Consider the following 21,150-nt stretch of genomic DNA (forward strand, 5'->3'; position numbering starts at 1 on the left):
AAAGTAAAAAGAGGTATTTTTATGCTCCTGTTTTGAATTTGAATGTGTAGGTTGCTAGTAGGTTATTTCCTGTCACCATCATTTAACTCATCCTTTTTGAAAATTTCGTAAAAACTCATTTTTTCTACCTCTTATCACTTCAAAGATTCAAATTTTCTGAAATTAGTTCTAATTCTATTTAATTTTACAAAATAGGGATATTTAGTTAAGTTTATCTTAAATTCTTAAATTTTTGTAGATATTATCCTATTTTATTATATTATGTCAAAGGGTTTATCATTTATGGTAAACATAATGTTATAAGGTGATACAAGATGGCAATGGAAGAAAATATGGATACTATGCATGAAGGAGATTTCGATAAAAAATGGATGGGACTCTGGGAAGAACATGTTGCCTGGACCAGACTAACTATCATAAGTTTAGTGGACATCAAAGATGCAACAGAGACTATTGCCACTGAAAATCGGTTATTAAGAAACACCAAAGACATGGCAGAAGTGTGTAGAATGTTTTATGGTGAACAAGCTGCAACTAAATTCGATGAATTAATGACCGAACACCTTACAACAGCTGCAGAACTGGTGCAGGCAGCAGTCGCAGAGGATAATACAAAAGAGGATGATGCTGAAAAAAGATGGTACAAAAATGCAGATGAAATTGCAGCCACTTTAAACAGGCTAAACCCCAACTGGGAAGAAAAAGAAATGAAAAATATGTTATACGACCATCTAAGACTAACCAAAGAAGAAACAATGGCCAGAATAACCAAAGACTATACAAAAGACATATCTACTTATGATGAAATAGAAAAACAAGCAAGAATGATGGCAGATGGATTTTCCCACGGAATAATCATGCAATTCCCTGAAAAATTCGAAATGAAGAAAAAACACTTCTGGCAACGAATGTAAACATAATTACTATTCTTAAAATCTTTTTTTTAAATTTCTATTTCTTTCTAGTTTACTATTTTACAAAACTGAATAATAATGTTCGATATCTATAAAAAGTGTCATTTTCATTCTATAAAAAAAAGTATTAGAGAGTAAATTAAGAATTTATAATCTGCCCCTACCTCTGCCCCTACCTCCTATTAAAACTCCTATTACTCCACCTATTGCACCGATAATTGCAAGAATTATTATGTTACTTATACTTGCTGCAACTCCAAATCCAATTAAAGCAAGTATGAATAATACTATTGCTGCAACGATACCAACAAGTGCCCCATTGACAGCTCCATTTATGTAGTCTCCTCCTATCATATAACCAACATAAATTGTGGCTATTAAGAATCCTATGAATGCTCCCGATGGTGATATCAAACCAAGGATAAAACCAAGAATTATTGCAATTACTACTCCAATTATTACAGTATTCCATCGTACATAAACCATATTCACACTCCCAATATTATTTGATAAGAAGATAGTAATCAATAAATTTTTAATAAATATTCATTATCTTATAATTTTTATCTTTTATTTTTACCTTCGGCTTCTTTAGCTTTCCCCTTCATTTCTCCTTTCATCTCTTTAGCTTTCCCTTTTATTTCTCCTTCCATCTCTTTAGCTTTTCCTTTTATTTCTCCTTTCATTTCCTTTGCTTTTCCTTTCATTTCACCTGTTTTTTCACTCATAAAAATCCCTCCATAATATGTTTTACTTTCCTAATTCATAATATTATATTTATATTTTCTATTTTGATGATGTGTTGTTGTCTAGGTTTTGATACCAACCTTTACCGGTGCCTCCCATGAGTTTTGGAAGTATAAAACTTCGCATAACTGTTTTAAACATAACCTTGAACATATGCCGATGGTTCATGAGATAGCTTGGTCTTGCATAAAATTTTAAATATGCCATGGCCAGTTTTCTTTCAACCATATTTTTGTTTAAACCCATTTCATCATATTTTAAAACTGGTTTAAGTACAGTGTATTCATCCCAGTCATCATTGTCTATTAAATCTTTTTCTTTGAGTTCATTGTAGATAGGTGTTCCGGGGAATGGTGTTAGGATGGAATATTGTGAGTAGTCTGAGTCAAGTTTTGTTGAGAAATCTATGGTCTTATTCATATCTTCTTCGGTTTCTCCAGGATATCCTAATATAAAAGAGGTTAAAACTTCTAGATCCACATTTTTAGCACTTTTAACCGCATCTTCAGCTTGTTTTAATGTTATGCCTTTTTTCATAAGGTCCAATATACGCTGTGACCCCGATTCCACACCGTAATAGATTGTTTTTAATCCTGCACTTTTCATATTTTGAAGTAAATTCTGGTCTACACTGTCAACCCGTGATGATGCAACGAAGCTTAAATCTAGATCTCTGGCTTTGATTTCATTTGCTATATCGTTAGCTCTTCTTTTATTGAGCATGAATGTGTCATCCATGAATCCTATATCTCTTATTTGATATTGGTTTATTAATTCTTCAATTTCGTCCACGACGTTGTCTGGACTGCGTGATCGGAACTTTTTACCCATGATTAATGATGATGAACAGTAGTTACAGTTGTACACACAACCTCTGCTCGTAATTATCCCACCCGTCTGTTCTTTAGAAGCACCATATGAATCAAAAGGTACAAGATGTCTTGCCGGGAAAGGTAATGCGTCAAGATCTTTTATCAAAGGTCGTTTTTGTGTTGTTTTTATATTTCCATTCATTAAATCCCTGTAAACAATTCCTTTTACCTCTTCAAGATCATTGATACTTTTGTTGGAATATTTGGCCAAATCCACAATTGTTTCCTCTCCCTCACCCATAACTACTACATCCAGATTTTCTGAACTCTTTAAGGTTTCAGATGGCATGAAAGTAGTGTGGGGTCCACCAATTACAGTTAATGAATTGGGTAGAATGTTTTTGATTAGTTCCACGTATTTCAATGCGCTTTTTATAGTAGATGTGGTTGCTGTAACACCTACAATTTGTGGATTGAGCTTTTCTGCCAGCTCAGAAACCTTTTCGTAGCCCATCTGAAGAAGATCATCATCTACAATTTTAACTGAGTAAGATTCTTTCTCAAGTGATGATGCCAAGTACATAAGATTTGTAGGAGGGGTAATGAAACCAAGAGCATTCTTCAATGCATTCTCATCATAAGGATTTATAAGCAGTATATCAAATTTTTTATTCATTTTATACCTTTTTTAGTTATCAATCAAGAGCCTATCTGAAATTTATTAAACTTTTTTTCCATCATATCTGAAATTTTCTCTATGTTTATGGCATAAAAACAAAGGATAACTCTCGTTATCCCTAAAAAATCCTTAAAAATCTTAGTACAACCCTAATATCTTTAATAAGATTATTACTACTATTATGAATACAATGAGGCCTATCCAACTAGTCTGTCCTTTATTATCCATTATATCACTCCTCTAAATTTCATCTTTTTAACTTATTTCATACATTAGTTATTATCTTAGTCTCTCCTATCTCTATCGTCCCTTCTATCATCTCTCCTATCTCTATCGTCCCTTCTATCATCTCTCCTATCTCTATCATCCCTTCTATCATCATCCCTTCTATCATCTCTTCGATCTCTATCATCCCTTCGATCTCCGTCCCTTCGGCCGCCATAGTTTCTGCGGTTTCTGCGGTTTAATAATAATATTAGAGCGCCGATTAAACCGCCTATTGCGCCTGCGACTATTACAAGAATTAATTCTGGTGCTGAGTTTAATGGGACAAAGGTTGATAACTGTGAAGAGAATGCAGCTATCTGACCTTTAAATAAGCTTAGTATCCATAAGATTATTGCACCAGCAACACCCATAAGTGCCCCATTAATCACACCATCAATAATATCACCATAAGATATGTATCCAACTATTATACCTGCGATTAGAAAACCAAATATTGCAACTGGCAATCCAATAACTGATCCAACACCCAAAATTGACAACACTACAGTAATTATAATTGCCAAAATAAAACCTTCAACTATAGCTCCAACACTTACCATTCTATCCCCTTCAAAATTTTTTATTAATAATAAAAAAAATAATATATTAAATTTTCAGAACTGAAATTATATGGATTATTCGGTCTTGAAAATTTTGCCTTTAATTAGAACACTATCTCCTATTGCTTCAATCTTTTCATAGGGTACTATTTTTTTATCGCCTAGGCCTATTTTTGCTGATATTCCTGCTTCTTTTAAATGTATAGATGTTACGGTGTTGGTTTCAAAATCCCATTCTACATCCTTTACTATACCTATTTGGTCTCCAGATTCGTCTATAACATCTTTTCCAATCAATTCATCTGATATTTTCATACTTTTCCACTCTCCAAATTTCACTTATCTAGATAATCCAATTTTCTCTATAATTGATTTAAGTCAGTATTTATCAGTTTAGAATATTCCTAATAATCTTAAAAGGATAATTAACACAATTATAACTACTATAATATATAACAGACTGGGTCTGCCTCCATTCATATTTTCACCTCTACGGTTGGTACATTAATCACAATCTAGTAACTAAAACAAATTCCAGATTCAATTTCATTTAATTGAAATGTATTTCCTGTATAACATTATATGTCAATCGTAATTGTTATAGATGTCTATATTTTCAATAAAGAATTGCTTTATTTTGATGGTATCATTTAAAAAGTCCCAAGTGAAAATGTTTTCAATAGTTAATTTAAAAGAAGTATTAAACGGTTGTTTAAATTAGTTTCAAGTGATTTTACAGATTATTTGATGACCTAATCTATGATTACTTAAGATATTATATAAACTATTGACTTTAATATAGTATTTTGCCTGCATACTAACTTAAATATGTACACAATAGATTGGGCGATTCCTAAATTTTGATGGATTTAATGTTGATTGATAGCAGATTTTGCATGATATTTTACAATAAAAACTTAAAAATAATAATACTTTTTTTCAATTTCATACATCAATTTCATAGTATATCCATGCACTTTTAGACATGAGTATAACCATTTTATATAAAATTTAGATTTTCTTATTTATTTTTAAAATTGATTAATTTTTATTAGAATAAATTATTTAATTAAAAAATCAATAATATTTTGGGAATTATTTTGAATAATACATTTAAAATTTTGATAATTATAAATTGTTTATGAATTTTTTTATAATTTAAATTATTATTGGAGGATTCAGACATGAGTAAAAAATTAGAATTTAGTGAAGAGGATGGATGGGAAGAAATAGAGGATATGGATGAATTTTTTACTTTTGAAAAGGTTGGAGATTCAGTGCATGGAATATATATCTCTAAAGAAGTAAATGTTGGTAGAAATAAAGCAGATGTATATGTTCTAAAAACTGGACCGGTAGAACATAAGATCTTTGGAACAGTAGGACTTAAAAAGAAAATGGCAGATGTTCCAATAGGTTATGAAGTAGGAATAATATATGAAGGTGAAAAACCATCTACTCCACCAAAAAAACCATACAAACTTTTTAGAGTATTCAAAAGACCAGCAACCGATGACAAATAGAGAAATCATGTCTGATTGGTGTCAGTTGATTAATTCTCAGTAGCATTGCATAAATATATATAATATAACTCTGAACGAATACAATAATTGGATATTACTTATTTTAATATTTGACATTTACTCATAGCATTTGTATTTAAATCTACACTTCAAACTGATAGTAACAACTAGAACAAACATATTTTCTTTTAGTAGAATTTGAACTACCTTCACTTGTCATTAGACAATTAACTTCACATTTTGGACATTTTTTCCATTCTTTCTTCATAGTCACATCCTTATTATATATTCAAAATTAAATTTTAAACCACTTTTTACATTCCGAACAATAGTATTCAGTAACAATGATAGTAAAGTATATCTTTTTCTTTGCTTCTGAATCTTTATCTTTTGAACGTACTGGATGGATGTAACGGTTTTTTTGACCTTCAAATCCACAATTGGGACATTTGATATTTTCAGTCATTATATAAAATAGTTAGATAGAAACTATCTTATAATATTTACTATTTTATTTTGATTAAAAAGAGTTAATTAACATCTTAAAGCCTTTGAACATGACTTATCAAATATTACACATTTAGCTTCATAAAAATTTTCAAACGTTCCTAAATGACCCATAAATGTCTTAATATCCGTCTCAAAGTCTTATTGCCCTGTGATATTTTTGATGATAGATTTATTAAAGATAAAAGATTTTGTGATAAAATTCACTAAAAACAAGTTGTTACTGCAAGTGTAAACAAATTATGTTATTCTAACTTATTAATACTTTCATTTTAAATTTATAGAAATTCCTATACATATTTAACCCAGTAAATTGTTCAATTAATTAGAGAGATATTTTGTTCATATATATTACATTGTGGGCTTCGTAGAAGTTTCTGAATAGGTTTATTTTATACATGATTATTTCAACGGATTTATCAAGTTCTTTTGGCATGATTTTAACTGGGATTATGATTGTAATTTCCATTGTCAATGTTTCTAAAATTTCATCATATTTAATTTCAAGTTTTGTAGAGTAATCGTTATCTGTATATAATTTGAATTTGTCTAATTCTTCTTTTAGATAGGTGTATAATTCTTTGTTAACAGGGGTATCTTCGAATTTAAGAAAAATATGGGTAGATGTTTGGTTCTCATTTGTTTTAATATCGACAATTTTTATCATTTACATAATCTCCATAGTTATATATGAACTTAGAAATGAATATATTTATCGAAAATAAGAAAAATCAGAGTTTTAATTAAAAAAATAGTACTGTTCGTTTGATATAAAACAAAAATATTATTTTTTAAGTAAGATATTTGGTATATTAAAAATAGATAGGGATATGTAAACAATATCATAACGAATTATTAATTATTTAATGGGGTCTTTTAGAACGGAAAATTCGAAGATCTTAATAGTAGAAGATGAAATTATAGTAGCAACAGATTTAAAACAACAATTAGAACAGATAGGCTATAAAGTAGTAGGGATAGCAAGCAATGGAAAAGATGCAATAAAAAAAGTAAAGAAACAAATCCAGACTTAATATTCATAGACATAATGCTCCAAGGAGATATAGATGGAATAGAAACAGCAAAAATAATAACTAAACTATACAAAATTCCCCATATATACCTAACAGGCCTCCAAGATAATAAAACATGGGAACGATCAAAAACAAGCCTACCATCTAATTATATAAACAAACCATTTGACGAAGCAGAAATAAAAAATGCCATACACCAAGCCATATCCTTAAAATAAGTTTAGGGAACCTCCCTAGAACTAAATGTCATCTTTCCACCAAAAACAGATAAAAAAAAATTTATAGTATTATTAACCTATTTCTTTAATTGCCAGTTCAATATCTACTGCTTTAACAGTTACTCTTCCAGCGTGTTTTGCAAGTAAAAGTGCTTGTTTGGAAATATCTTCTCCACATTCTTCTAAAACTTTTCCTAAAGCTTCTTTAGCATCCTCACTGATTCTTATATTTGCATCTGCATGTTTTATTATTCTTCCTATTGGAGCTATTGGTAGTTCATTCATATTTATCACCATATATAGTTAACAGCCTTATTTTATTTAAATACATTGAATTTTAATGGATTTTCTTAACGATATATACTTTTTATAAAGATTTAGTGACTTTTTATCACAAAAACATGTTATAATAGTGTAAGTGTAAAAAAAAATATCAAAATTGTTATATTTTATCTGATGTTAAATATTCTAAAATTTGATAAGAAACAGAGATCATAATTTCATTTATTCAAACTTTCCTCAATTATTTTAATCTCCTCAGGTGAACAAACCGGACAGAGTCATATGATGGATTTAAATATTAATTGTTAGCAGATTTGTTAATGATTGTTTAAATAACTTAAAAATAATAATACTTTTTTTCAATTTCATACCTCAATTTAATAATATAATCCATGCATTTTTAGATATGAGTATAACCATTTTCAATGCAATTTTTAAGAGTCTGTGATTTATTGGAATTTCCATGGGATATGTAAGGATCGAATGGACATTTCTTTATGTATAACCCAGAACTCGAGTTTTCATACAATGTACAATTTTTAACACCTTTTTTACTCAAATAATTAGATAGTGTTGAACCATAGGTTATCCTTCCCATATTAACTTTCAAACCACCATAATTTTTACATTTGATAAAGGGTAAAGGGTCTGGTATTTCATTGAATTCATGAGTTTCTTCTGAAAACATTTTAGTTGGTTGTAAACCTATTATAGGTACTTTTTGAATGACGTTTCGGTTATATGAAATATTATCCTTTCGAACCGAAATAGTTGAATTTATTTCTACTTCAAATGGATCAGAGGAAGAATCGACAGACAAAATGTTACATTGGATATTTATACCGGTATTGTTCTGATATTCACTAATTAAATCATTCATTTTGGTTTGTATACGATTTTTAATTACTCCCCTGCTATTTGAGACAGGATTACCGGTTTGAACAACATTTTCAGTAGTTTCTTTTATAGTTTGCCGTGTTAAAATTGGAATATTCCTTTCAACATCCCCAGAAATATGAAATGCAGTGTCTGTGGTCATCATTATATTTGAGGAATCATCTAAATTTATCATGTTTACTAACACAATTAAGAGAATTATCGAAGGTATTATTAGCAAAAATGCTAAACCACTCATTACAAAACCTTTATTATCCATCTCATCACCATTCATAATACTAATTATGGTATTAATATTATCTTAGTTTTCTTAAATATAAAGTTCGCTATGTGGTTGTGAATTATAATTCAACTCATTCTAATAATAAAAAAAAAATGTAATATAACATAACAGTTAATTAACATGTTGTACTAAGAAGATTTAAATTGGAATTCAAACAATGAAATTATGTTACATGAAAATATTTAACAATTTGAATAAATACGTTTTTTTAGCGAATTTAAATAAAAATAACATTAATATGATAAATTTACAATTGAAGTGATATTAAGGAGGTTTAATATGAAAGATATCGTAAGAGGTTGGCGTCATATTCAGCAGCGATACAATCTCATAGGATCAAAATGTTCACAATGTGGAAATGTTTTTTTCCCAAGTAGAGTATTATGCCCTGAATGTAGAAGAAAGGGTAAGATAGAAGATTTTAAGTTTAGTGGTGAGGGTAAGATCCATACATTCTCAGTTATACACACCCCCACAGATGAGTTTAAAACACTTGCACCCTACGTTGTTGCAATAATAGAATTGGATGAAGGCACACATTTAACATCCCAAATAGTTGACTGTGATCCTAAAACTGTTGAAATAGGCGACGAAGTGGAAATGGTATTTAGAAAGATAAAAGCGGAAGGCGATGATGGAGTGATATCATATGGATACAAATTCAAGCTCAAAAACTAAAATCGGTGTACTGCTAGTTGGTCATGGTAGCAGATTACCCTATGGAAAGGATGTTGTAAGTCAAATTGCTAAGATGTACCGTGAAGACCAAGAATTTGTGGTGGTGGTTGGTTTTATGAACATGTCAAAACCTTCCATACCCGAAGCAATAACCATGTTAGCTGATAAAGGTGCAGAAAAAATTATTGTTACTCCTGTTTTCCTTGCTCATGGAGTGCATACCACAGAAGATATTCCCCGAATTCTGGGACTTAACAATGGACATGATGAAAAAGGGGACAAAGCTCATAGCCACTCCCATAGTCACAGCCACGACCATGAAGAAGTTGAAATTAATTTTAAAGGCGAAATTATCTATACAGAACCCCTGGGAGCTGATAAAAGAATCGCCGATATAGTGAAAGACAGGGTAAATGATGCCCTCTAAAATTTCTGATCTCGGGGAAAAACTTCTCATAAAAAGACTTTTGTCAAAGAGCAAGAATCCTCGATTAAATTCTCTTTTTTTAGATGAAAATTCAATTAAAAGCCTTTCTGACGATGCTGCACTCCTAAATCTTGGAGAAAATTATTTAGTAGCATGTTCCGACATGTTAATACAATCTACACATTTCCCCAAGGAAATGAGCCCCTATCAGATTGGTAAAAAAATAGTAACAGTTAATGTAAGTGACTTAGCAGCCATGGGTGCAGAAACTATTGGAATAATCGTTTCAATGGGACTTCCAAAAAACATGCTACTCACTGATTTTGATGATCTTGTTGATGGAGTTCTTGATAACTGTAATAAATATGGTATGGCCCTTATAGGTGGTGACACTAATGAATCATCTGAATTAACACTTTCTGGTACTTGTCTCGGAATTGTAGGAAAGAAAAACGTTATGATGAAAAATGGAACACATCCGGGAGATATTGTTGCAGTCACAGGACCACTTGGCCTTGCAGCTGCAGGATTTAAAGTGCTTCTTAATCCATTCCATAATAAAAACCCTCTTGAAGAGGATACTAAAAATTTAGTAATAAAACATGCGCTTGAACCTGAAGCAAAAATGAAAGAAGGAATTATTCTTGCAAAATCCAATTCAATAAGTTCTGCAACTGACATAACTGATGGCCTTCTCAGTGAATTGGGAGAATTGATCGATGCAAATGAGAATGAAATTGGATTTATAATTTCCATGAAAGATCTTCCCATACCAAAAGAAGTCTTTGATATTGCCAATATAACTGGTAGTGACCCTTTGGATATGGCTACTGCATATGGTGAAGATTTCGAACTCCTACTAACAGTACCCCCAAATCTTTTTAATGATTTAAAAACCAAATTGTCTATTTATAAAATTGGATTAGTTGATTCTTCCGGCAAGATCAAAATGATAGATAAGGAAGGAAATACAAACATAATAACACCTAGGGGTTACGAACATCTGAAGTAATTCCGCCTTATTCATGAAGTAAATATGAAGTATTAAATTAAGATTCTTTATGAAATTTCTTCAATTCTATGGTGTTAAAATTGAAAAAAGAAGCTATTTTATACGACAAAATGGGTAAATCATTGAACTGTAAAGTTTGTGAAAGAAGATGTTTAATTTCCGACGGTAAACGAGGTTTCTGTGACATGCGTGAAAGTATTGACGGAAAATTGTTTACCTTGAATTATGCAGCTGCTTCTTCGGTAGCTATTGACCCTATAGAAAAGAAACCTTTATTCCATTTCTATCCCGGTTCAACTGTATTATCACTTGGATCTATTGGATGCAACTTCAGATGCAAACACTGCCAAAACTGGAACATTTCCCAAGCAGAACTTGAAGATATTTCACTTCGTGAAATACTGCCTGAAGACGCTGTGAAACTTGCAAAGGAATATAAATGTAAATCCATTGCTTGGACCTACAACGAACCAACAATGTGGTTAGAATATACTATTGACTCTGCTAAACTTGCAAAAAAAGAAGGATTAAAGACAGTTTATGTTACCAACGGGTATATGACCAAAGAATCTCTTGGAATGATTGGTCCCTATCTTGATGCAGCAAATGTAGACTTGAAAGGAATGTCCGAACAATTTTATAATGAATTATGTGATGCAAAAATGCAACCCGTACTTGATAATATAAAAAGAATCTATGATAAAAAAATTCATTTGGAAATAACTAATCTGATGATACCAGGATATAATGATTCAGAAAAACATATTAAAGCCCTTGTGAATTTTATGGTAGAAGAAATAGGTGTTGAAGTACCTTTACATTTTACAAGATTCTTTCCCTACTATAAACTAAAAAACATCCCTCCAACAGCAGTTGCAGACCTTGAAAAAGCCCATAAAATCGCTACAGATGCAGGTATGAAATATGTGTATATAGGTAATGTACCTTCCGGTACTGGGGAAAATACATACTGTTATAGCTGTGGAGAACTTCTTGTTGAGAGAAATGGTTATCAGATTATGGAAGATGATCTTAAAAAGGAAAAAAAATGTCCTTCATGCGGTGCAGGCATTGATATTGTAACAGAATAGGTCCATCTAAATTTGAAATTAAATGTTATATTAATAAATTAATTTTTTAATCCAACATCTTACTGACCCTTTCAAATTTCTCTTTTTTATCCAATAATTTAGTTGCGTCAACACCTACTTTTGTTGTAGTACCATCTGGAGTTGCACGAGGATCAAGAGATGATCCTCTAGCACCAGGAACAATTAAGATATCTTCATCCCCTTTAACTCTTGTTGCAATTGCATATTCAATATCAGCACCATTGAAGATATCTATATCTTCATCAACAACTACACAATGTTTCAACGAAGGATGTGCTGCCAGAGCAGCCATTATAACATTTTTACCGTCTCCAGGCGTTTGTTTTTGGATAGATATTGCTGCATGTAACCAACAACAACCTCCCTCGGTCAAAACAACATTTCTAACTGTGGGCACAGTATTTTGGACTGCTTTATATATCCGGGGTTCCTGAGGTAATCCCTGAAGTAGTTTATGTTCATTTCCAGCAGGCATTATGGCATGATAGAGTGGATTATTTTTATAATGCATTTTTGAAAGCTTTATAATTGGTTCTTGTCTAATAACATCATAAGTATCTGTAAGATCAACAAAAGGCCCTTCTGGAGCACGTTCATGAGGTAGTATTTGGCCTTCAAGAAGTATCTCACAATCAGGGACCTCTATATCAACAGTATCACATTTTATAAGTTTCAATTCACCATTATGAAACGTGTTTGCAACCTCTAATTCATCAGATGTAATTGGGATAGATGTACAAGATGCAAGTAGAGTTGCAGGATGCATTCCTATTGCAATTGCAATTTCTAGAGGTTTTTCGAATTCTTCTGCCTTTTTGTAATAGGTATAGAGGTTTCTTGGAACAATTCTAACTCCCAACATATCAGTACCATTCACTAGCATTCTATGAATTGATGCATTCCTAACTCCTGTTACAGGATCTTTAGCTATTATAACACCTGCTGTTAAATATGCTCCACCATCCTTTCGGTAGTAGGTTGGTACGGGTAATTTGGTGAGATCTGCATCCATAGATACCTGAAAATTTTTTGTTGTGGTCTCTACCTTCTCAATAGGAGTTGGATTTTCAGTTGCTTCAACTATCCTAGAAGTGATCTGAGGCACTGTTACCGATATGGAACGTGCAATTTTTTCTCTTGTGTTACAGATACCAGATATTATTCCCATTTCACTTTCTTTAATATTCTTGAAAATCACAACTTCTTTATCGTGTTGCTTTAAGAATTTAGAAACTTCATATTTAGTTGATATTTCATTTTCAACATTTATAACCTTAAAATCATTTTCAATGGCCTTTAAAAAATCTCTCATACAATTCTGGCTCCTTCATAATTCCTTAAATCAATGGAGAAAAATAATCATATAATTTGGGCTATTTTATGGTTGTGGCAATGAACATAACAATGAATATTACTGCTATGGCAACAAGCATGTAGTTAACGTTACACTGGCACCCCTTTACTTCACATTGATCTTCATTAATTTCTTTGTTTCTTTTCATTTTTACAATCTACCTTCGGATAATATTAATAAATTATTATTGACAGTTCATATTCCCCTTAAATTGTAATAATTCTTGTTTTACATTTAAATCTCCTAAAGCAAGCATTTCTGCCGCAAGTAAAGCTGCATTACCGCCAGAATCAATTCCAAGAGTAGCAACAGGTACACCAGGAGGCATATTCACCATTGAAAGCAGTGCATCTATTCCATCAAGTCTTTTTGCACACGGAACTCCAATTACGGGTTTTTCAGTGAAGGCCACTACTGCTCCAGTAACATGTGCTGAAAGTCCTGAAATGGCTATGTATAATTTAACAGCCTTAGTTTCTTCCATGTAACTTTCAAATTTTTTAGGATGTCTTATTGGAGATATTACAGTTGAATCATAGATAATTCTCATTTTATCTAGGAACATGGTTGTTTTTTTTGCAACTTTTATATCTGAGTAGCTTCCTGCTATAACAGCAACATCCGGATATTTTGGATCATCGTAATCCTCAAGATTGTATTCATTAGATCCTTCCAGTTCGTCAATTTCAAATGAATGTCTCGAATAATATTTCCCTGTTAATTTTTCAGCTAGCTTTTCTTCATCTTTCTTTATCTTGAAGAAAAATTCTCTTCTCATTTTTGATAGTTTTGTTCTTACATGTACATCGTGTATACCAACCATCTGGGCAGCTAATATAGCCCCATTTTCGCCTCGATCAATACCGACCGTTGCAACTGGAGCACCAACTGGCATTTGTACTGTAGCAAAAAGTGCATCAAGCCCTCCAAGTTTAACAGAAACAGGGACTCCTACTACCGGTTTGTGCGTGTTTGCAGCTATTATTCCAGGCAAGTGGGCTGAAAGTCCAGCTATTCCAATAAAAACTTCAACACCATTTGCAGTGGATTCTTCTACGATCTTTTTTACCTTTTCATGAGTTCTGTGTGCAGATGCAACTCTTACATCGTAGGAAATACCTAGGATTTCCAGTATATTAATTGACTTCTCTGCCACATTAAAATCTGATGCACTTCCCAATATTATCATGACTTTTGGTTCCATCAATTATACCCCAACAATTATTTAAACTTTGAATATCGAATAAATTAAAGAATAATTATTTACATTAAAAATATATGCCTGAAGAGTTAATAAAGTTTCTGAGAGTACATGAAAATGATTAAAGGGATGTTTAAATGGAAATTTTCATTATGTAATTTTCAACTATATTTTTAAGTCATGTCCACACTTATAGAATAAGAAGTAAACTTGAGGTGTACCTTGTGTATTGGATTATCATGATGTTTATTGTATTATTAGCATCTATAAAAACAGCAGGCAATAATAAAAATCTGAGTGTATCGGTTATAATTCCTGCATACAACGAAGAAAAAACAGTGGGCCATGTTGTAAAGGTTGTTAAATCCCTAAATTATATAACAGAGGTTATTGTTGTTGATGATGGATCAACTGATCAAACAGCCATTATGGCCATTGATGCAGGAGCAATAATAATAAACCATATTAAAAATAGGGGAAAAGGAGCAGCTATTAAAACAGGTTTTAAAAATTCCAAAGGGGACATAGTGGTATTTTTAGATGCAGACATTAAAAATCTAACTAAATCTCAAGTTGACAATATCATCAAACCCATAATGAATGGTGAAGCTGATATAACTAAGACCAAATTTAAGAGGGAAGCTGGGCGAGTTACTGAACTTACAGCTAAGCCATTATTAAATTTTTTCTTTCCAGAGATCAAATTTGATCAACCATTAAGCGGGCAATTTGCAGCGAAAAGATCTTTTTTAAACAAAATTAAACTAGAAGATGACTATGGGGTTGATGTGGGAATTGTTTTGGATGCCGATGTAATGGGTATGAGAGTTAAAGAAGTAGACATTGGTAAAGTAGATCATGTCCTCTCCACTCTAACCGATCTTAATATTGTTGCAACCGAGGTTGTGAGAACTATTGTTGATAGAGCAACAGCATATGGAAGGATCACCATGATCGACTCCCTTGGACAGTACATAAGAATGGAAATCCTAGGACTTTCATTAGCATCTCTTGGTATATTTGCTATTTTTTTCATACGTTTCGTGAGTTTAACAATTGGGTTAATAATTACAGGGGCAGGAGTGATAGTTGCCCTGTACTATATTGTAAAGATACTTAAGATCTCGCTAAATGTGTTCTCAAGGTCCGATGGTAACATCAGAAATTTGAAAGTGTTCCTTAAAATGCATTCTCCAATAATTGTATCAATACTGATACTTTTGGCAATGATGACAACTATTCTTGGTTCTGTTCACGTTGATAATGGCAAAATATCAATTGAACCCGCTTCAAGAAACCTTATAATATTTAACAATCCTGCCAGTAACCAAACCGTAGATGTAAGAGGACCTTATACTGTTGATAGTGCACTTGAAAATGAATTTACAATTATAAGAATGCCCCAAGAGGCTCTTGCCACATTAGAGCTTAATTACGGTGATTCGATCTACATAAACAATCAGAAGTATATTCTTAACCAGACCAGACCCGGTGAAGATAACATCATAAGGATTCCAAATGCTGCAAGAAGTGTAATGGGACTTAATGTGGGGGACATTATTAGAGATGGCGATCTCAGGAACAGATTCAATAATTTCTACGCTGCAAAAGCCATTTCCACAGGGAATGAGAGTGATTTAAACCTCACCGAAGGTGTTGTAATAACCAATAATCTTGATAACGGCAGAACTGTGGACATATTCATGAACAACCAGCAGATTTCTCATACTTCAGGAGTGTTCAAAAATGGAACTTACTCAATTTATGTTAATGGTGTGAAATATAAGACATTCACATATAATGAAAATAACCCTACAAACACTTACTATGTCGAAATTGGAAGCAACCTCTTTAAAATAGTAATTGGAGGCCCTGAACTTACAGATATGGATTTTGCCCCTTCTTCAACAGGTAAGTTCCTTAACTTCCAATATTAAATAATTAGAAAAAGTAAAAAAATAGACAATTAATAATATACTTTCACAGCTTCTTTCAAGTCGTTATAGAGTCCAAGTGCTGCTAAAGCCCCTATTTCCCCAGCGGCCCCTGTAACTTGAACTAACTGTACACCTACTTCTTTTGCTACTTTTTCTGCATCTTCCACATACATCATAGACTTTTTAGTGTCTTCAGCATATGTTCTAAGTTTAGCAGGCACTTTAAATCCGTCAAGAACAGCTATTGCAGTCTTTTCTGAAAGTGTGTCTTTTTTAAGGAGTTGGCATGTTTTATCAACCAATTCATCCCTTCTTCCCGGCTCTACTGCAAATACAAGTGCTATTGCAACGCAATTTTGGGTCTTATTTGGATTATGTGGGTAGAGTTGACATGTGACATGATCAATATATTCAAATCCCATATTTGCTAGTTCCATTCCAACATTGTTGGCAAGTGTCCATGTAGCTCCTTCTTGTTTTGTGTCTGTATCATCAACTCCAATAACAACCTTCTGCATTTTTGGAGTTACAACAGCTGCTCTTCCTACCTTTGATCCTCCACCAATGTCGTAAAGTTCTACACGTTTTACACCTTGTGCCATACCTCGACACATAGCTGCGCCAACACCCGCTCCAGCAAGACCAGCATGTACAATCTTCACCTCATCCTCTTCAACGGATACTTCTTCTATTCCTGCTGCTGAAAAGCTCGGTTTAAGATTCATATTTGCTTTACCTATGTTAAGATGGTAAATGTGCCTGTCTCCATCTCTTTTTGAATCAATTACAAGATTGCTTGTTCTTTTATACTGGTAAACCATCCATTCAGAACCAGCCACACAGGGATGATATTCAACTAGCTCAACTTGGTCATCATCTACCATGGTAATGACTTTTTTGTAAGGTGCTATCCAAGGGTCTTTAAATTTAGTTTTTAAATCATCGGGGGTTAATATTTCCATGAAAACTCTCCAAGAATTTATTCAGGTATTAATCAGACATTTTAGTTACAGTAATCAATTATGATAATGTTATGTCCAAATACTATTTCATAGTATTTTATGATTACACTTATGTTATAGTATTAATTAATTTATAAAATTCAATTTAAAAAAAATAGAGTAATTATTGTAACCTTTCAACCATTTTAACAGCTGCCTCTACAGCTCGTTTACCATAATCTATACGTTGATGAGCCTCAAGTCTTGTCATTTTTGGGCCTGTTATTCCTAGTGCAACAGGTTTACTGTAGTCCAGTGAAAGGTCTGTCATTTTACGAGATGCATGTTGTATAACAATTTCATCGTGGGATGTTGCACCTTCTATTACTGCTCCAATTGTAACTACAGCATCAATATCTTCCTGTTTAAGGAGTTTTTTAATTGCCAGTGGCATGTCAAAAACACCCGGCACCGTTATTACTTCCGTTATCTCAGATTCTAGGAATTTTGCATGTTCTTTTGCTAGCTCTAACATCATGTGAGTTATATCATAGTTGAATTCTGAAACTACTGCTCCAATCCTGACTTTTACCATTTATACCACACTCCTTCTTTAGAATACTTATTCAATTGTTATTAGATCATGATTAAATATCCTGACCAATCTTATCCAGAATTTTGTTCAGTTTAAACAATTAATTAATGATTTTTATAATTATATTAATAAAATTGCTCCTGCAACTGCACTAAATACCATTATAAGAATTATAAATATTGCAATGTACTGTGCTCTATTCATTTTTTTCAATCTCCAAAAAACTTAGAAATCTCCCTTAAAGTTTCTCCAAATATTTGAATTTCTTCCGCTGTATTGTAATAATGTACAGATGTCCTCACTGTCCCCCCACGTTCATAAGACCCCATATGTCGTATTGCAGGGATTGCACAGTGGTAACCGCTTCTCACACAGATATTTTTGAGTTCGTCCAGTATCTTTGCAACATCATGCGCATTTACTCCATCTATATTGAAGGATACTATCCCATAAATATTTTCGGGACTACCGTATATAATTGTATTATCTATGCTATTTATCTCTTGGAATAATTTTGAAGTAAGTTTTTTGCTATGGTTTTCAATTTTATCCATACCTATATTTTTAAGATAATCTACAGCTGCTCCTAATCCAATAACTCCAGCAATATTCTGAGTTCCCCCTTCAAATCTAGCAGGCACATCTTCAAATTCAAATTTAGCCTCTGTAACATCAACAACAGTTCCACCACCTAAATTCGTGGGTTCCAGTTTCTCTACAGATTTCTCGCTGCAGTATAAAAATCCTGTTCCTACTGGGCCAAGAAATCCTTTATGTCCTGGAAATGATACAAAATCTGCTTTAATTTTTTTTACATCAAGTTTCATATGCCCGGCAGATTGTGCAGCATCTACATGATAAAGAATATCATTTTCATCTGCAATTTTACCTATTTCATTTATTGGTTGAACCGAACCTATTGCATTAGAAATATGCGTAGTTGTTATGAGTTTAGTATTATCATCAACAGCTGATTCAACATCATAAGGATCAATTATACCAAATTCATCAGCCTTTATGATTTTGAGATTCACACCGAACTTCTTTAAGTTTAACCAAGGAATAAAGTTAGAATGATGTTCTATATTGGGAACAATTATAGAGTCTCCCTTTTTAAAATTAAAACCATTTGCAACAAGATTTATTGCTTCAGTTGTGTTTTTTGTGAATATTACCTCTGATGGTCCACAACCAACGAACTTTGAAATCCGAGACCTTGCTCCTTCAAATTCTTTGGTTGATTTAACCGCCATTCTATACGCGCCTCTACCAGTGTTGGAATTATAGTTGTAGAAATAATCGCACATTGCATCAACAACTGGTTTTGGAGTCGGTGTAGTACTTGCTGCGTCTAAATATATTACATCTTCAAGTAAGGGTATGTCCGCCCTGATGTCAATATTGGTACTATTTTCCATACTTATGCTCCAAATTTTATTCAGAATTATTTGTTTATGTATATTCCATGTTATAATTAAATAATCACAAGTATCAAGTAATTTTTGATTAGATTAGTAAATATAGTAAAAAAAGTAGGAAATTTGAATAAAACCTATTCTCTCACGAACTTGGTCTTTACTTCTGCAGCCATTTCCATAGTAGTAGCATTACCACCAAGGTCGGCGGTAACAACTTTATTCTCTCTTAGAACAGTTATTAGTGCTTTTTCAAGTTTTCTTGCTTCTTCATTCTCATCAAGATAGTCCAGCATCATCACAGCCGACAATATCATAGCAGAAGGATTTGCAATACCTTTTCCTGCAAGTCTTGGAGCTGAACCATGAACCGGTTCGAATAATCCTTGATTTTCACCTATATTTGCTGATGGTATGAGTCCTAATCCTCCAACAAGTCCAGCTCCCTCATCCGATAGTATATCCCCGAATAGGTTGGTTGTAACTATAATATCAAACATATTAGGGTGGGTTATTAAAAACATTGCAGTTGCATCAACATATTTATCATCGGTTTCTATTTCAGTGAACTCTTCTGCAACTTTATAAAAGTTATTCTTGAAAATTCCATCGGTTTTTTTCAGCACATTTGCCTTATGAACAGCTGTTACCTTTTTCCTTCCAGTTTTTTCAGCATATTCAAATGCAAATCTACATATCCTCTCTGATGCTTTGTTGGTTATGACCCTAACTGCTGTTGCTCCATCCTCTGTGTACTCCTCAATTCCAGAGTATAGTCCTTCGGTGTTTTCTCTAACTATAACAAAGTCTACATCATCAAAAATACATTTAGTACCAGGATAGGCCTTAACTGGTCTGAGATTTACAAATAAGTCTAATTCCCGCCTGAGTTTAACTATTACATCAGCAGCAGATTCCCCCGCTGCACCAAACAAACATGCTTGTGATTGTTTGACAATATCTATTGTTTCTTGTGGTAGAGGTATTCCAGTTTTTTCTGCATATTCATCTCCTGCATCAGCAAACTTGAATTCAAATTCAATGTCAGAAGCATCTAATATATGAAGTGTTGCTTCCATAACCTCTTTTCCTATTCCATCTCCAGGTATAACCGCTATTTTGTACATTAAAACACCATTTTAGCTTTATTTCCTTAAAAATTAATTATTGTATTTTTTATATAATCTTAATTTCTACAATTTAATCTTATTATTCTTCCTTTATCTCTGCAAGGTGATTTTTGAGGTAGTTTATTAATCCACCGTCTTTCATGATCCCTAGCATGAAATCAGGTAATGGTTTGATCTCAAACTCTTCAGAGGTATCTAAATCCTTTAGAATTCCTTTGTCTATATCAATTTCTATAATATCTCCCTCTGATATGTGTCCTTCTATATCTTTGGCTTCTATTAGAGGAAGACCTATATTTATAGAGTTTCTGTAGAATATTCTTGCAAATGATTCTGCAACAACAGCAGATATTCCTGCCCCTTTAATTGCTATTGGTGCATGTTCCCTTGAGGATCCACAGCCGAAATTTTTGCCTGCAACCATTATGTCTCCTTTTTTAACTTTTTTTGAGAATTCGGGATCACATCCTTCCATAACACATGCTGCTAGTTCTTTTTCGTCTCTTAATACAAGATATCTTCCAGGTATTATAATATCAGTATCAACATCGTCTCCAAATTTCCAGACTTTTCCTTTCATTTCAAACACCTTCCAAATATTTTATGTTCTGTTTCCATTTCTAAA

At 32.6% G+C, this 21,150-nt stretch carries 24 protein-coding genes and 1 pseudogene; 8 read left to right on the forward strand and 17 right to left on the reverse strand.

Annotation, left to right across the window (positions count from 1 at the left end; translation table 11 throughout):
• Positions 1-314: 314 nt before the first annotated feature.
• Positions 315-914, forward strand: a complete 600-nt coding sequence (locus DL91_RS11505) for a hypothetical protein (RefSeq protein ID WP_197050647.1) — start codon at positions 315-317, stop codon at positions 912-914.
• 147 nt (positions 915-1,061) lie between these two features.
• Here DL91_RS11505 and DL91_RS11510 read toward each other — a convergent pair whose 3' ends face one another.
• From DL91_RS11510 to DL91_RS11530, 5 genes are all read right to left on the reverse strand, one after another.
• Positions 1,062-1,400 carry a DUF5518 domain-containing protein gene (locus DL91_RS11510; protein ID WP_048191899.1) on the reverse strand — a complete coding sequence of 113 codons (339 nt, stop codon included), beginning with the start codon at positions 1,398-1,400 and terminating at the stop codon, positions 1,062-1,064.
• A 77-nt stretch (positions 1,401-1,477) separates the two neighbouring features.
• The gene (locus tag DL91_RS11515) at positions 1,478-1,642 is read right to left on the reverse strand and encodes a hypothetical protein (RefSeq protein ID WP_048191900.1); all 165 of its coding nucleotides are present in this window, start codon (positions 1,640-1,642) and stop codon (positions 1,478-1,480) included.
• Between the two features lie 58 nt (positions 1,643-1,700).
• Positions 1,701-3,149, reverse strand: coding sequence for a B12-binding domain-containing radical SAM protein (locus DL91_RS11520; RefSeq protein ID WP_048191901.1), 1,449 nt, complete (start codon positions 3,147-3,149; stop codon positions 1,701-1,703).
• A 287-nt stretch (positions 3,150-3,436) separates the two neighbouring features.
• On the reverse strand, positions 3,437-3,979 hold the full coding sequence (locus tag DL91_RS13980) for a DUF5518 domain-containing protein (RefSeq protein WP_048191903.1): 543 nt from the start codon (positions 3,977-3,979) through the stop codon (positions 3,437-3,439).
• A gap of 75 nt (positions 3,980-4,054) precedes the next feature.
• The gene (locus tag DL91_RS11530) at positions 4,055-4,294 is read right to left on the reverse strand and encodes a PRC-barrel domain-containing protein (protein WP_048191905.1); all 240 of its coding nucleotides are present in this window, start codon (positions 4,292-4,294) and stop codon (positions 4,055-4,057) included.
• Positions 4,295-5,163: 869 nt separating this feature from the next.
• Between DL91_RS11530 and DL91_RS11535 the strand changes: the two genes are divergently transcribed.
• Positions 5,164-5,502, forward strand: a complete 339-nt coding sequence (locus tag DL91_RS11535) for a hypothetical protein (RefSeq protein ID WP_048191907.1) — start codon at positions 5,164-5,166, stop codon at positions 5,500-5,502.
• A 142-nt stretch (positions 5,503-5,644) separates the two neighbouring features.
• Here DL91_RS11535 and DL91_RS14440 read toward each other — a convergent pair whose 3' ends face one another.
• A complete protein-coding gene (locus tag DL91_RS14440; protein ID WP_255343948.1) occupies positions 5,645-5,770 on the reverse strand; it encodes a hypothetical protein in 126 nt (41 codons plus the stop codon).
• A 564-nt stretch (positions 5,771-6,334) separates the two neighbouring features.
• The gene (locus DL91_RS11540; RefSeq protein ID WP_048191908.1) at positions 6,335-6,676 is read right to left on the reverse strand and encodes a hypothetical protein; all 342 of its coding nucleotides are present in this window, start codon (positions 6,674-6,676) and stop codon (positions 6,335-6,337) included.
• A gap of 342 nt (positions 6,677-7,018) precedes the next feature.
• Here DL91_RS11540 and DL91_RS13990 point away from each other — a divergent pair.
• Positions 7,019-7,261 (forward strand): annotated as a pseudogene (locus DL91_RS13990) (response regulator); the annotation flags it as partial.
• A 72-nt stretch (positions 7,262-7,333) separates the two neighbouring features.
• Here DL91_RS13990 and DL91_RS11550 read toward each other — a convergent pair.
• Both DL91_RS11550 and DL91_RS11555 read right to left on the reverse strand, forming a co-directional pair.
• Positions 7,334-7,546 carry a histone family protein gene (locus tag DL91_RS11550; RefSeq protein ID WP_048191910.1) on the reverse strand — a complete coding sequence of 71 codons (213 nt, stop codon included), beginning with the start codon at positions 7,544-7,546 and terminating at the stop codon, positions 7,334-7,336.
• A 397-nt stretch (positions 7,547-7,943) separates the two neighbouring features.
• Entirely contained in the window at positions 7,944-8,699 is a 756-nt protein-coding gene (locus tag DL91_RS11555) for a hypothetical protein (RefSeq protein WP_048191912.1), read from the reverse strand.
• 303 nt (positions 8,700-9,002) lie between these two features.
• Here DL91_RS11555 and DL91_RS11560 point away from each other — a divergent pair, with 303 nt between their 5' ends.
• From DL91_RS11560 to amrS, 4 genes are all read left to right on the forward strand, one after another.
• Positions 9,003-9,401 (forward strand): Zn-ribbon domain-containing OB-fold protein, encoded by a 399-nt coding sequence (locus DL91_RS11560; protein ID WP_048191914.1) that lies wholly within the window; start codon positions 9,003-9,005, stop codon positions 9,399-9,401.
• Positions 9,373-9,828, forward strand: a complete 456-nt coding sequence (gene cfbA / locus DL91_RS11565; RefSeq protein ID WP_048191916.1) for a sirohydrochlorin nickelochelatase — start codon at positions 9,373-9,375, stop codon at positions 9,826-9,828. The genes DL91_RS11560 and cfbA overlap by 29 nt, the downstream gene beginning before the upstream one ends.
• Positions 9,818-10,840: a thiamine-phosphate kinase gene (gene thiL / locus DL91_RS11570; protein ID WP_048191917.1), complete on the forward strand. Its 1,023-nt coding sequence runs from the start codon at positions 9,818-9,820 to the stop codon at positions 10,838-10,840. The genes cfbA and thiL overlap by 11 nt, the downstream gene beginning before the upstream one ends.
• 80 nt (positions 10,841-10,920) lie before the next feature.
• Positions 10,921-11,931, forward strand: a complete 1,011-nt coding sequence (gene amrS / locus DL91_RS11575) for an AmmeMemoRadiSam system radical SAM enzyme (protein WP_048191918.1) — start codon at positions 10,921-10,923, stop codon at positions 11,929-11,931.
• Positions 11,932-11,977: 46 nt separating this feature from the next.
• Here the strand turns inward: amrS and DL91_RS11580 are convergent, their stop codons facing one another.
• From DL91_RS11580 to purE, 3 genes are all read right to left on the reverse strand, one after another.
• On the reverse strand, positions 11,978-13,264 hold the full coding sequence (locus DL91_RS11580) for a UbiD family decarboxylase (protein ID WP_048191920.1): 1,287 nt from the start codon (positions 13,262-13,264) through the stop codon (positions 11,978-11,980).
• A 61-nt stretch (positions 13,265-13,325) separates the two neighbouring features.
• Positions 13,326-13,454 carry a hypothetical protein gene (locus tag DL91_RS14445; RefSeq protein WP_255343949.1) on the reverse strand — a complete coding sequence of 43 codons (129 nt, stop codon included), beginning with the start codon at positions 13,452-13,454 and terminating at the stop codon, positions 13,326-13,328.
• A gap of 36 nt (positions 13,455-13,490) precedes the next feature.
• Entirely contained in the window at positions 13,491-14,510 is a 1,020-nt protein-coding gene (purE, locus tag DL91_RS11585; RefSeq protein ID WP_048191922.1) for a 5-(carboxyamino)imidazole ribonucleotide mutase, read from the reverse strand.
• Positions 14,511-14,731: 221 nt separating this feature from the next.
• Here purE and DL91_RS11590 point away from each other — a divergent pair, with 221 nt between their 5' ends.
• The gene (locus tag DL91_RS11590) at positions 14,732-16,444 is read left to right on the forward strand and encodes a glycosyltransferase (protein WP_048191923.1); all 1,713 of its coding nucleotides are present in this window, start codon (positions 14,732-14,734) and stop codon (positions 16,442-16,444) included.
• A 29-nt stretch (positions 16,445-16,473) separates the two neighbouring features.
• Here DL91_RS11590 and mmp11 read toward each other — a convergent pair whose 3' ends face one another.
• The 5 genes from mmp11 to DL91_RS11615 form a co-directional block, all read right to left on the reverse strand.
• Positions 16,474-17,406 (reverse strand): methanogenesis marker protein 11, encoded by a 933-nt coding sequence (gene mmp11 / locus DL91_RS11595; RefSeq protein WP_048191924.1) that lies wholly within the window; start codon positions 17,404-17,406, stop codon positions 16,474-16,476.
• Between the two features lie 163 nt (positions 17,407-17,569).
• Positions 17,570-17,980 (reverse strand): 6,7-dimethyl-8-ribityllumazine synthase, encoded by a 411-nt coding sequence (ribH, locus tag DL91_RS11600; RefSeq protein WP_048191925.1) that lies wholly within the window; start codon positions 17,978-17,980, stop codon positions 17,570-17,572.
• 209 nt (positions 17,981-18,189) lie between these two features.
• Positions 18,190-19,398, reverse strand: a complete 1,209-nt coding sequence (locus tag DL91_RS11605) for a cysteine desulfurase (protein WP_048191927.1) — start codon at positions 19,396-19,398, stop codon at positions 18,190-18,192.
• Positions 19,399-19,532: 134 nt separating this feature from the next.
• Positions 19,533-20,522, reverse strand: coding sequence for an isocitrate/isopropylmalate family dehydrogenase (locus tag DL91_RS11610; protein ID WP_048191929.1), 990 nt, complete (start codon positions 20,520-20,522; stop codon positions 19,533-19,535).
• An 82-nt stretch (positions 20,523-20,604) separates the two neighbouring features.
• On the reverse strand, positions 20,605-21,105 hold the full coding sequence (locus DL91_RS11615; RefSeq protein ID WP_048191931.1) for a 3-isopropylmalate dehydratase small subunit: 501 nt from the start codon (positions 21,103-21,105) through the stop codon (positions 20,605-20,607).
• Positions 21,106-21,150 lie beyond the last annotated feature (45 nt).

The organism is Methanobacterium sp. SMA-27, assembly GCF_000744455.1.
Taxonomy (GTDB): domain Archaea; phylum Methanobacteriota; class Methanobacteria; order Methanobacteriales; family Methanobacteriaceae; genus Methanobacterium_B.

Excerpts from the sequence above, each read along its gene's own strand:
- DL91_RS11505 (WP_197050647.1), top strand. The coding sequence starts at position 315 with ATGGCAATGGAAGAAAATATGGATACTATGCATGAAGGAGATTTCGAT.
- DL91_RS11510 (WP_048191899.1), bottom strand. The coding sequence starts at position 1,400 with ATGGTTTATGTACGATGGAATACTGTAATAATTGGAGTAGTAATTGCA.
- DL91_RS11515 (WP_048191900.1), bottom strand. The coding sequence starts at position 1,642 with ATGAGTGAAAAAACAGGTGAAATGAAAGGAAAAGCAAAGGAAATGAAA.
- DL91_RS11520 (WP_048191901.1), bottom strand. The coding sequence starts at position 3,149 with ATGAATAAAAAATTTGATATACTGCTTATAAATCCTTATGATGAGAAT.
- DL91_RS13980 (WP_048191903.1), bottom strand. The coding sequence starts at position 3,979 with ATGGTAAGTGTTGGAGCTATAGTTGAAGGTTTTATTTTGGCAATTATA.
- DL91_RS11530 (WP_048191905.1), bottom strand. The coding sequence starts at position 4,294 with ATGAAAATATCAGATGAATTGATTGGAAAAGATGTTATAGACGAATCT.
- DL91_RS11535 (WP_048191907.1), top strand. The coding sequence starts at position 5,164 with ATGAGTAAAAAATTAGAATTTAGTGAAGAGGATGGATGGGAAGAAATA.
- DL91_RS14440 (WP_255343948.1), bottom strand. The coding sequence starts at position 5,770 with ATGAAGAAAGAATGGAAAAAATGTCCAAAATGTGAAGTTAATTGTCTA.
- DL91_RS11540 (WP_048191908.1), bottom strand. The coding sequence starts at position 6,676 with ATGATAAAAATTGTCGATATTAAAACAAATGAGAACCAAACATCTACC.
- DL91_RS11550 (WP_048191910.1), bottom strand. The coding sequence starts at position 7,546 with ATGAATGAACTACCAATAGCTCCAATAGGAAGAATAATAAAACATGCA.
- DL91_RS11555 (WP_048191912.1), bottom strand. The coding sequence starts at position 8,699 with ATGGATAATAAAGGTTTTGTAATGAGTGGTTTAGCATTTTTGCTAATA.
- DL91_RS11560 (WP_048191914.1), top strand. The coding sequence starts at position 9,003 with ATGAAAGATATCGTAAGAGGTTGGCGTCATATTCAGCAGCGATACAAT.
- cfbA (WP_048191916.1), top strand. The coding sequence starts at position 9,373 with ATGGATACAAATTCAAGCTCAAAAACTAAAATCGGTGTACTGCTAGTT.
- thiL (WP_048191917.1), top strand. The coding sequence starts at position 9,818 with ATGCCCTCTAAAATTTCTGATCTCGGGGAAAAACTTCTCATAAAAAGA.
- DL91_RS11580 (WP_048191920.1), bottom strand. The coding sequence starts at position 13,264 with ATGAGAGATTTTTTAAAGGCCATTGAAAATGATTTTAAGGTTATAAAT.
- DL91_RS14445 (WP_255343949.1), bottom strand. The coding sequence starts at position 13,454 with ATGAAAAGAAACAAAGAAATTAATGAAGATCAATGTGAAGTAAAGGGG.
- purE (WP_048191922.1), bottom strand. The coding sequence starts at position 14,510 with ATGGAACCAAAAGTCATGATAATATTGGGAAGTGCATCAGATTTTAAT.
- mmp11 (WP_048191924.1), bottom strand. The coding sequence starts at position 17,406 with ATGGAAATATTAACCCCCGATGATTTAAAAACTAAATTTAAAGACCCT.
- ribH (WP_048191925.1), bottom strand. The coding sequence starts at position 17,980 with ATGGTAAAAGTCAGGATTGGAGCAGTAGTTTCAGAATTCAACTATGAT.
- DL91_RS11605 (WP_048191927.1), bottom strand. The coding sequence starts at position 19,398 with ATGGAAAATAGTACCAATATTGACATCAGGGCGGACATACCCTTACTT.
- DL91_RS11610 (WP_048191929.1), bottom strand. The coding sequence starts at position 20,522 with ATGTACAAAATAGCGGTTATACCTGGAGATGGAATAGGAAAAGAGGTT.
- DL91_RS11615 (WP_048191931.1), bottom strand. The coding sequence starts at position 21,105 with ATGAAAGGAAAAGTCTGGAAATTTGGAGACGATGTTGATACTGATATT.